Here is an 11,150-nt window from a genome sequence, read left to right as displayed (position 1 = left end):
AATTCTGATACTACAAAAAAGGAACCCTAAATTTATAAATTCTGATACTATAAAGAAAACTCGCCGATTGGCGAGCCTTTGGTGAAGACAGAGGCTTAGTTGCACTTATGTGCGTCAGAAAGTTATACTTTCTGATTAACTAAAAAAACGTGCAAAAACTGCACGTTTTTTTTAACTGCTATATATTTACACCACCACACCGGCGAAAAATTCCTCATACAGCGCTTGAACGGCCCTTTTTTCGTCCTTTTCTTTTACGCCAAACATCATGCTCACTTCAGATGACCCTTGGTTAATCATTTCAATGTTCACCTCGGCCTGTGCAAGGGCATTAGACGCCCGTGCTGCTGTCCCGACATTATTTCGCATGCCTTCTCCAACTAACATGATGAGGGACAGATCATGGCGAACCATGACATGATCAGCATCAAGATCTTCTTTAATCCGACTGACTATTCTTTTTTCCAAATGATCAGGAATTTGATCTTGCCTTAAAATAACAGATATATCATCGATTCCAGATGGCATGTGTTCAAAGGATAAGCCGAATTCCTCTAAAATACTTAGCAATCTGCGGCCAAAGCCAACTTCTTTGTTAAGCAAATATTTTTCGATATAAATGCTGCAAAAACCGTTATCACTAGCAATGCCATTAACAGGACCATTGGTATGCTCACGCTCATAGACAATCCTTGTCCCCGGTTTGTACGGATGATTGGTATTTTTGATATTCACCGGGATTCTGGCACGAAAGGCGGGAATGAGTGCTTCATCATGCAATACGGTAAAACCGGCGTAGGCAAGTTCACGCATTTCCCGATAGGTTAGCTCATGAACTTCCTTCGGATTGTTAACAATGGTTGGATTGACGGAAAAGACCGCATCTACATCCGTAAAATTCTCATATAGGTCCGCCTTAACAGCATTGGCTAAAATTGAGCCAGTGATATCTGACCCGCTTCGGGAGAACGTTACAATTTCATCAGCTTTGTTATAACCAAAAAAGCCGGGAAAGATTAAAATACCAGACCGATCACGCAGCTTGTATAAAGCATCATACGACTCGGATAAGACTTGGGCGCCCCCCGGTTCATCGCTGACCCATAAACCTGCCTCCTTTGGATTAACATAGTGTGCTTCAATATCTTGGCTTTGGAAGTAGGCAGCGACTAGCTTGGCATGGTTGTCCTCCCCGCTAGCCTTTACAGCATCCATATATTTCTGTGGATTCTTGCGGTTGCCATTCAACCTTTTCAGTAAATCATCATGAATGGTATTGACGATTTCCTCGGCTAGTCCCAAATCATCTGCAATGCTTGCATATCTGCCAATAACTGCTTCAAACTGTTCTCTTCCTTCACCAAAGCGCAAATAATGTTCAGCGCAAGCAATTAACAAATCGGTTACTTTTATATCCTCAGGGTAACGCTTCCCTGGTGCTGATACAACCACAATCCGCCTTTCTGGGTCGGACATGACAATATCAAAGACCTTTCTGACTTGATTTCCAGTTGCTAACGATGTTCCACCAAATTTAACAATTTTCATTTTAGCTCTCAACTCCCTATGCTGTACAACCCGCTAAACGGAATATTCTTATTATTATCACTCGTTTTTGGGCAAGATGCAAGAGGAAATTCCACTTTATGTGGACAAATGTCTTTTATAGATGTACTAAAGTTGACTTAGAGGTCTTAACCTTGATTTTGCTCTTCGACTTTTATTTTTAGTTTGCTAAAAGCACGACATGCTATCCACATTAAAGCAAACGCCATCACACTCATGGCAAAAAACGGAATTAAGCCCGGGACAAGAAGCATGAGGTAATAAACCGCTATACCGCCCGCGGCTGCTAAAATTGCCTCCAATGGACGGAGTATCACAACCAAAAATATTTGCTTAATGTATTGAGGGATTGTTAAGTCATAATGAACAAATACCGGAAAGAAAAACAACCACATCATCAAATGGAAAATAAAGAAAACCAAAAAAGCATAGGACAAAATCAATGAGATCAGACCGCTGAGAGATTCAAAAAATCTAAGGTCAATAAAAATAATCAAACCGATTAATACAAAAAGATATCCGGCTGCATTCGCTTTAACAAATTCAGTCCGATAGGCATTCCAAAAGGTTTTCCAAATAGGTACATCGTCATCTCCTATAATCCACTTGCGAACAACCGTATAAACACCGACCGTTGATGGGAACACCCCCATTACAATGAGGCCCATAGCCGTAAACAAAATCCAAAGTATATTTACATAAGCCAAAAGCATAATCCATTCAGCAATACGATAAAAAGATCCTAGCCATCCTTTGTATTCCATCTTATCCCCCTTATTAAGGCTGATTGATCAAGGCCCTTGATCAGCCATATAATTATTTTCGATCACCCAGACTCTTTGTAAAACGAAGGACGAGATCGTCATCCAAATGAACATATTCCCCTGCAGGGACCGTTTCGTCCTTATACTGCACCCCTCTACCATCGGGGATATAGCCTTTTTTACAATATAATCTTTGGGCTGTTCCGTAATCTTCATACAGCCCGACCCCGATGCCGATTGCGTCAAAAGTCTCTGCAGCAATTTTTTCGAATCGATCGATCAGAAGGCTGGCAATTCCTTTTTTCCTATATTCCACAAACACATTTAAATCGTTAATTTCTGGAATATGATGGTCTCGGAAAAACGCATACTTCGGTTTTATAATCAAGTGACAACACCCAGCCAAATGGTCGTTATAAAACCCCAACAGTGTCACCCGCTCTCCCGTGACCGTTTCATGAAAGCATTTTGAAAAATAGCCTTCTTGTTTGACAATACCTTGCGCAGTAAAGGCCCGTTCTAACAAGCCAATGTCTTCCTTTTCCATTCTTCTGATACTTATTTTTTGATCCATGTTGTTTCCTTCCTTCTCTCATAATCTTAATTGGAAGTTTATTAACTTACCGTACAGTACGGAGAGGAACCTTTAAATTCAGAAGGTTCCTCTTCCATGCCCATCTGTTAGGATATTATCTGGTTTTTTAAATAAGTGATATCATCAAGCAGCGATTTTGAAAATTGTTCATCAATATGTTTTCCAGATTGTGCTCGTACTTGATTTTCTAAAGCTGTCAATCCATTAAGCATCTTTTTATCATTGTTTTGTTCATCCTGAATATGTGCCACCTTTGCCATCAAACTATTGAATATTCCCTGGTTCGTGATCCAACCTTTTTCCCAACCGAAATTTACGGATTCATCCAGATGGTCAACGTCAATGGCAAACCGAATAACTTGTGTCTTTCCCAAAGAGCCGGAAACATCAACTTTCACCTCAATCGTAGGTGAGGTTTGCTTCACTTTGACCGTGCTGTCCTTACTAAGAACCGCCAGCTCCGGCTTGTCGAGTTCAATGGTTAGGTTATCTTGCTTTTGTGTCGGATCGGCTACGGCAAGGGTCAACACCCCTCCTTCTTTTCTTACTGTCACGGAAGCGGGATTATCAGCCGTAATGAAACTCACTTTTCCTGGTTTGAAAAAGTTTGCGGCTGTTATCCCGAGCGTTTTTTCTTTCACTGCCTGAATGGTTGATGTATTATTGAGAATTCGGACGCCTGGATTTTTACTGTATTTTTTTGTTGCAGGCGCGTCTTTATTTGGTAACAATACGTACGCATATGAAGCATTCTCAGGTTTAACCCCATGTTCAAATGCTAGGCTCAGATAGTTTCTTGTAACTGGATCCGAAGATCCTCCATCGTTGATCTCTTTCCAGGATCCGGTTCTTGCTTCACGAAGTCCATACAAGTTTGCGGATCCCGGAAAATAATAGCCGATATCAGAATTAGAAACATTCCCTTCCAAATGGGCCCATTTGACATGATTCATCTTTTCCGACCATCCGAGTTGACTCGGTTTCTTCTTGCCGTTTACAATTAGTGCATTATCCCCGTCTTTATCTAACTTACGGTTTTCAACAATCGTTTCCACCTTTCGATTTTCGGCATCGGTAATACCGGTACCCAAAGCAACAATTTCATCGTCAAACATAAACCAGGATTTTTCCCCACGCAGATTACTGTCAGGATAATCAAAAGACATTCCGGCCACGCTGTAAAGCCCGTCTATGGACGTGCCTCCAACCCAGCTTTCGGGGCTTCGGGTAACACCTTTCGATTCTCCGTCAGTAGTCGTTCCGGGCAGCCGAACCGAATCCACAGTCGGCCAGAATCCGTTGCTGAATTGAGTGAGATCATTGTTGTATAAATAGGTCATGCCACTTCCGGTGTACCAGCCTTTCAGATTTTCTTTGTTCAGTCCTTCAAAACTGGAGATACGATTCGAATACATACTGAGCCCTAGAGCCCAATTCGGTCGATAATGGATCACGCGATCCATCGAAGAAAACACGTGACTTGTCACCAGTTCATCTCTTGGCTTGATCTTGGTATCATTCATCAGTGACTTGATCAGAATCATTTCATTGATGGTTAAGCCTTTTGTATAGTTTTCAAAAGTGGTATCTTTCTGAATCCAATACTTACACATGCTTTTGATTCTATTCTCTACATCGGAAGGGGCCGCCTCGGCCAACTTCAATAACGCCGTAATGATCGTTCTTCCGGCACTATGGTCCGAAGACTCCTGTCTTGAAATCGCCCTTCCGCGAACCATATCCATCATAGCCCCTTTATAGATCAAGGGCTCGAAGGAATCAAACACCCATCGATACACATTATTTAGGTTAGGATCCGTCACCTTCCAAGAAGATCCCGACAAAGCATATAACACATCCACGAGGTGGTTCATCAATACAATACCGTAACTCCCGTTATAGGGGACATCCACATGTTGAATAAAGGAACCGTCCCGATAAAAACCGTCTCCGTCCTTTACATACTGAAAAACATCACTTAATGCATTCCGTGCTATCGCGATTTTCTCGGAATCTTTGCCTACGATCCCCCGAACGGCTACGATTAAAGCTTTATCGACCCGATTCGCCCCTGTTTCTACTAATGTACTCCAGATTTTTCTTGTTCTATGGGTTGGATCGGGAACAAATCTGTCGATGACTGCAATATTATTTTCTATTTGTGTGTCGGTTAAATCATTGTACATTAACACCAACAAATCCTTGAGAGCCATCGGAGTTCCGATTTCCCAATCCCACCAGTTTCCGTATTCAGACATCGTTTCATTGTAGCGGTTCTTATACAACCAATCCATTCCGTCCACAATATCTTTTTTTAATTTTTGATTTTGATAGAGTGAGCAATCCTTCATTGAATAAGCGAGCGCCATTTTCCCTAACCGTTTATAACTGACCGTAAAGTCTGCCGGATCCGTTTTACTGGCTAAATCACTCCATAAATAGGATCTTTCTTTGGAACGGTTCATCGTATCCCAAAAACCTGTTCCTTTCTTATTCGTAACACTTGTAACGAGGCTTTCAATATAGGCGGAAATATCGGGATCACCAGAATCATATTCGCTCCCTCCGGTCAAATAATCTTTCCACTTCATCCGCAAACTATCAAATTCATCAGCGGCATAAACCTTATTTTGGGTATTCATGGAGTATATGGTCAAAGTCGGTATCATCAGCACAGTAACTAAAACGATAAAACCCAATCTAGCACTTATTTTAAAAAACATATAAATCCTCCCCGGTCATAGATGTCATCCTGAAATAATTCACCGTAATCATACTTCAGTGACGCCCTTCCAATGGCTACTAATATTTCCATACCCCAAACTAAGAACATACCGGGATTCGGCATTGTTTAAGGTGTACGTTTCCAGCCTCAACTAGTTAGATGTCTTTTTTGCGCATTAACTTAATATTACGAAACTTTACAGCCTCCGCCTGCCAAATCTCTGTTCCCTTCGGTTTTGGACTGATCATGTCCGAGATAAGCTCTAGCGCGTAGACTCCTGGCCTGTTAATAGTCAATTCCCCAATATTCGAGTGTACTTCTCGGTACGGATATTGACAGTTTGGAGAATCCTCAAGAATAACATCTTCTCGCGCTTTGCCAACAATCTTCTTTCCCGCTAGACTGATCACAACAGGGTTCTGATATGCCTCTTCCCAAATCGCACCTGATTTTTTAAAGTTTACGATTACAACCTCAAACGTACCTGGATTGACAACTTTAAAATGCCATAATGCAGTCTTTCTCCGCTCCGAACCTTCAGATTTTTCACCACTGGCTTCTACAGGCTGAATTTCTGATTGAAATGCAGCCAGTCTTATAGAACCAGAAGGTTGTTGTGTTAATGACTCATCAACATCAATTTCTCCATCAATCTTAAGTGCAATGACTGCAATATTTTTATCAGGAGCGATGTTAGGTACTTCTATAGACAACGAATAATGATTAGTTTCTGAATCATAAGTTTGAATAAATTCCAAAGAGGCTTTGTTTGGATCGCTCAATATATAGGCTTTTAGTATTTTGTTTCTTAGACCATAAAGTTGCAGGTTGGCTTGGGGCCAATATTCGCTATACACATGCAAATATAAATACCCCGATTTCATTGTGATACTTCCCCATTCCAGTTCATATGGATAAGGACAAGGACTTGTTCCATAGAACGCTTCTCCATTTATGTCAAGCCACTCTCCTATTTCCGCGAGCCTCTCAACTGATTGCCCCGGAATTTCTCCGTCGGGTGTTGGACCAACATTTAACAGTAAATTGCCACCTTTGCTCACAATGTTAACAAGCTTTCGAAGTAATGATGCTGTCGTTTTCCAGACTTGGTCCTTATCACTGTAGCCCCAGGATTGATTCATTGTCATCGGTGTCTCGAATTCACGGGCATCTTGTCCTAGCATAGGAATTTCATTATCACCTTTAGATTGATAATCTCCCATACCTGGACAGTGACTCACGCGACTATTAATAAGACAATCAGGCTGAAGAGACCGAACCAATTGAACCATTTCTTCACTGTCTTCTTTTGAAAGGCCACCCGCTGTATCGAACCACATTAATCCGATTGGTCCATATTCCGTCAGTAATTCTTTGATTTGAGGCTTAGCAAGCCCATTCCAATATTTATAGAAGTCTTTTTTATCCAATTCATAATCCCATGTATTATTGGCACGATCATGTAAGGAATCGGGATGGTGCCAGTCAATGACATGAGAGTAGTAAAAACAAAGCTTGATCCCTTCTTTCTGACATTCTTCCGCTAGTTCTTTCAATGGGTCACTATTAAATGGTGTTGCATCAACTATATTATAAGGACTCGTTTTAGATTGAAACATAGCAAAACCTTCATGATGCTTTGCCGTAATTACGATATATTTCATTCCGGCATTTTTAGCGATCCGAACCCATTGTTTAGCATCAAATTTAATTGGGTTAAACTTCCTTGCAAGTTTTTCGTATTTATGAACGGGGATTTTCGAGCTGTACATAACCCACTCGCCTTTTTTTAAAACAGCATATAACCCCCAATGAATAAACATTCCGAATTTGGCATCCTTCCACCACTTCATTTTGTGTTTGCAGTTCATTACTTCCATAATATTTGTATATCCCTCCTACTACATATGATCAAGCTTGCCAACTACTCCTTTAATGACCCGATCATAACCCCTTTCACAAAATATTTCTGCAAAAACGGATACAAAAACAATATCGGGACCGTTGCAACAATAATAACGGCATATTTTATCGTTTCACTAATGCGATAAGTATCTCCGCCAAGACTGCCTACTGTCATGCTAGACGTGTCATTGGTTATAAGAATGGTACGTAAAACGAGTTGAAGAGGGAATAAATCCCGGTCTCGCAAGAAAATCATGGCGTCAAAATACGAATTCCAATGGGAAACACCGTAAAATAGCGTCATAACAGCTATTACTGGTAAAGACAACGGCAACACAATGCGAAAAAGAATAGTAAAATCATTTGCTCCATCAATGCGTGCTGATTCTTCCAGACTGACGGGAATCGCCTGAAAGGACGTCCGCATAACGATGAGATTAAAGACACTGATCGCTGTAGGCAAAATCAAGGACCACCGCGTATCGAGTAATCCAAGGTCATGAACAAGTAAATATCTAGGAACCAACCCGCCGCTAAAAAACATTGTAAAAACAATACCAAGCATAATCGGCTTTTTCCACATCAATTGGCGCCGTGACAAAGCATACGCACCTAGTATCGTCAGCGCCAGGTTGATGACAGTCCCGACAACGACATAGAAAATAGTATTCGCATATCCAATTAAGACCATTGGATTGTCAAACACAGCTTTATATGCTTCTAAAGAAAAACCAAGTGGTTTCCACAAGATTCCCCTGTGCTGTGACAACAGACCTGCATCACTAAAAGATGAAAACAGCACATATAGAAATGGGTAGAGGGTAACGAGCATCAAGACAATCATGATCAAAACATTTATGGTGTTAAATGTCATATCTCCTAGACCGGAACGAATGTGATTTTTCTTCTTTTTTCTTACCATAGGCTCGTTTCACCAACCTTTTTGCTGATCCGATTAGCCAATACCAAAATGCCAAAATTAATCACGGCATCAAATAAACCGATCGCTGCACTATAGCTATAACTAGCATCCAGGATACCTTTACGATAAATGTAAGTGGAAATAACATCGGCCGTTTCGTAAGTAAGCGGGTTGTACAATAAAATTATTTTCTGATAGCCCACGGTCATCAAAGATCCCAATTGCAAAATAAATAAAATTGTTATCGTTGGAAGAATGCCCGGAATTGTGACATGTATGATCTGCCGAAAGCGCCCGGCCCCATCTATCTTTGCCGCTTCATATAACTGTGGATTGACGTTGGTAATGGCAGCAAGATAGATGATTGAGCCCCAGCCTACCGTTTGCCAAACTTCAGAACTGATAAAGATCGTTCGAAACCATCCGGCTTCTTGCAAATAATTCGTAACATCAACGCCAAATACCGATAAGATTTGGTTGATCAATCCTTGGGGTGACAGGAAATCTACCAATATACCCACAACGACTACAAGTGAAATAAAATGCGGCAAATAGGTAATCGTTTGAGTAAGCCGTTTGAACTTCATGTTGCGTATTTCATTTAACAGCAAGGCAAATATGATCGGTGCAGGAAATACAAAAATCAATGAATACAAGCTAAGCAGAAGGGTATTTCGGATCAATCTCCAAAAATAGTAACTTTTGAAAAACTCGACGAAGTGTTCAAAACCGACCCAAGGGCTCCCTAAAAATCCTTTTGTGACATCATAATTTTTAAAGGCAATCTGAACACCATACATTGGGCCATAATGAAATATCAAGAAGTAAGCAACAACCGGTAAAAGCATGGCGTAGACGTATTTGTTTCGCTTAAAATCTTTTACAACTCTTTCCCTGAAAGTTGCCTTTCTAATCAATCTAGTGGCTTTTTCCTTTCTCGTACCAAGTTGAATAGACGCCATTTACAAAACTCCAATCTGTCAGATTTGTCTCATTCCATTAATGGGAAATTTGCATGTACGCAAAACTGCGTACATGCAAAAACTAAGATGATTAGCGTTTATTATAGCGATCAAGTGCAGCCTGTTTCATTTTGACGGCCTTTTCGATGCCCATACCTTTCAACGTCTTAACAAAACTGTCAAACTTGGATAGGGGTTCTTTCCCCATGACGAATTTATTAACCATTGTTTCCCGATAAGTATTGATATCGTTCATAATTGATGATAATTGTTTGCTTTCTTCCGGTGTTGCTGTTATTGGCGGAAGTAAAATGTCGTTTTTGGCATTCGACCAGTTTTTTAGCGCTGTTTTCTGTTCTGGTAACTGGTAATATTGTTCGACATAACCTTTATCCTGTACAAAAGGTCCGCTCCACGCGACACGAACATATTTTGCGAGCGCCTCCTGCATTGGCAATCCATCTGGATTATCCGTAATTTTTTTTGTATATTTAGGCTTGCCATCAACCATTTTATAACTTTTACCTTCGACACCAAAATTAAATAGCAGGTGCCCTTTGTCACTGTAAGCCCTATCAAGCCATTTCATGGTTTGTTTAACATGGTCATTATCACCCGAAATAGCTGCGGCAACACCATTGAAATTCGAATCTTTTTGACCGACGATTGGTTTCTCGCCTTTTTGAAGTGTGGGATAAGGTATACCTTCCAATCTAAAATCGGGATTCTTTTCTTTCATCAGTCCCATATACCTGCCTAGACTCCCCCCGTTATAACCCATAAAGGCACCTAACTTATTCCCCGTAACCTTCGCATCTTGCAGTTTGCCGTCAGTGGCAACATAGCCTTTGTCAATAAGGCCTTCTTTGTACCATTGATGCATGACCTTCAAAAACGCTTTAAACTCTGGCTCTGTCGGCCCATATTTTACCTTGCCGTTTACCTGGTAAAAGTCAGGTGTAATCCCCCAGGCGCCGATAAAAGCATTAGATGTTAATGCAGGCAATAAGGGAATTTCATCAGCCTTGCCGTTTCCATTTGGATCTTTTTCTTTAAACGCTTTCAATACATTATGCCATTCGTCTATCGTGGTCGGAATCTTGAGGTTTAGTTTATCCAGCCAATCTTTGCGAATAATCGGCCCATAAGATGTAAGTAATTCCGGGTCACTGCGTAAAAAAGGAAAACCATAAATTGAACCATCATCGGTTGAAATTTGCTTTTTCCAGTCCGGATGTTCTTTTAACACCCTACTAAGATTCGGAGCATACTTTTTAATGTACTTGTTTAATTTAATTATCTGCCCACCCTCAAGGTACTTGCTGGGGCCTCCCGATGCATTTGTCCAAATGTATTCAATCACATCTGGCAAATCTCCTGAAGCCATCATTAAGTTAAATTGTTGAGTTACCTCATCTGAATCAGAGGCTGGATGTTGAAAGTCAACATGGATACCGGTTTCCCTCTCCAATACTTGGTAAGCAGCGATATCATTGTAATCTTTTATCACAGTAGTCGGACCATAGTTTGGGACAAAATAACTCAACTCTACCAGTTTACCGTTTTCATCTGTTTGCTTAACGTTTTTGGAAGTCTCTTTTGAGTCAGTGCATCCCGTAAGCGCCGTCAAAAAGAACATACAAATCATCGTAACAAATACAAAGCATTTTCTTGGCTTCATTATTTATTTCCTCCTCGATACATAAATGAT

The 11,150-nt window shown here is 40.7% G+C and carries 8 protein-coding genes; all 8 read right to left on the bottom strand.

What is annotated here, in order from left to right:
• Window positions 1-186: 186 nt before the first annotated feature.
• Complete coding sequence (locus tag EV207_RS16930; protein WP_132747334.1) at window positions 187-1,548, bottom strand: aspartate kinase; 1,362 nt, start codon at window positions 1,546-1,548, stop codon at window positions 187-189.
• A 146-nt stretch (window positions 1,549-1,694) separates the two neighbouring features.
• Window positions 1,695-2,330: a YesL family protein gene (locus EV207_RS16925; protein ID WP_132747333.1), complete on the bottom strand. Its 636-nt coding sequence runs from the start codon at window positions 2,328-2,330 to the stop codon at window positions 1,695-1,697.
• Window positions 2,331-2,382: 52 nt separating this feature from the next.
• A complete protein-coding gene (locus EV207_RS16920; protein ID WP_243647121.1) occupies window positions 2,383-2,904 on the bottom strand; it encodes a GNAT family N-acetyltransferase in 522 nt (173 codons plus the stop codon).
• A 107-nt stretch (window positions 2,905-3,011) separates the two neighbouring features.
• Window positions 3,012-5,648 carry a polysaccharide lyase 8 family protein gene (locus EV207_RS16915; protein ID WP_132747332.1) on the bottom strand — a complete coding sequence of 879 codons (2,637 nt, stop codon included), beginning with the start codon at window positions 5,646-5,648 and terminating at the stop codon, window positions 3,012-3,014.
• 157 nt (window positions 5,649-5,805) lie between these two features.
• Entirely contained in the window at window positions 5,806-7,530 is a 1,725-nt protein-coding gene (locus EV207_RS16910) for an alpha-L-fucosidase (RefSeq protein ID WP_132747331.1), read from the bottom strand.
• 44 nt (window positions 7,531-7,574) lie between these two features.
• Window positions 7,575-8,477 carry a carbohydrate ABC transporter permease gene (locus EV207_RS16905; RefSeq protein WP_132747330.1) on the bottom strand — a complete coding sequence of 301 codons (903 nt, stop codon included), beginning with the start codon at window positions 8,475-8,477 and terminating at the stop codon, window positions 7,575-7,577.
• On the bottom strand, window positions 8,471-9,439 hold the full coding sequence (locus EV207_RS16900; protein WP_132747329.1) for an ABC transporter permease: 969 nt from the start codon (window positions 9,437-9,439) through the stop codon (window positions 8,471-8,473). The genes EV207_RS16905 and EV207_RS16900 overlap by 7 nt, the downstream gene beginning before the upstream one ends.
• 91 nt (window positions 9,440-9,530) lie before the next feature.
• Window positions 9,531-11,120, bottom strand: coding sequence for an extracellular solute-binding protein (locus EV207_RS16895; RefSeq protein ID WP_132747328.1), 1,590 nt, complete (start codon window positions 11,118-11,120; stop codon window positions 9,531-9,533).
• Window positions 11,121-11,150: the final 30 nt, after the last annotated feature.

The organism is Scopulibacillus darangshiensis, from assembly GCF_004341035.1.
Lineage (GTDB): Bacteria > Bacillota > Bacilli > Bacillales > Sporolactobacillaceae > Scopulibacillus > Scopulibacillus darangshiensis.
This window is presented reverse-complemented; position numbering and strand designations above follow the sequence as displayed.

What these genes read in the sequence shown, in the direction of transcription:
- EV207_RS16930 (WP_132747334.1), bottom strand. Translation starts at nt 1,548, where the DNA reads ATGAAAATTGTTAAATTTGGTGGAACATCGTTAGCAACTGGAAATCAA.
- EV207_RS16900 (WP_132747329.1), bottom strand. Translation starts at nt 9,439, where the DNA reads ATGGCGTCTATTCAACTTGGTACGAGAAAGGAAAAAGCCACTAGATTG.
- EV207_RS16920 (WP_243647121.1), bottom strand. Translation starts at nt 2,904, where the DNA reads ATGGATCAAAAAATAAGTATCAGAAGAATGGAAAAGGAAGACATTGGC.
- EV207_RS16905 (WP_132747330.1), bottom strand. Translation starts at nt 8,477, where the DNA reads ATGGTAAGAAAAAAGAAGAAAAATCACATTCGTTCCGGTCTAGGAGAT.
- EV207_RS16910 (WP_132747331.1), bottom strand. Translation starts at nt 7,530, where the DNA reads ATGGAAGTAATGAACTGCAAACACAAAATGAAGTGGTGGAAGGATGCC.
- EV207_RS16925 (WP_132747333.1), bottom strand. Translation starts at nt 2,330, where the DNA reads ATGGAATACAAAGGATGGCTAGGATCTTTTTATCGTATTGCTGAATGG.
- EV207_RS16915 (WP_132747332.1), bottom strand. Translation starts at nt 5,648, where the DNA reads ATGTTTTTTAAAATAAGTGCTAGATTGGGTTTTATCGTTTTAGTTACT.
- EV207_RS16895 (WP_132747328.1), bottom strand. Translation starts at nt 11,120, where the DNA reads ATGAAGCCAAGAAAATGCTTTGTATTTGTTACGATGATTTGTATGTTC.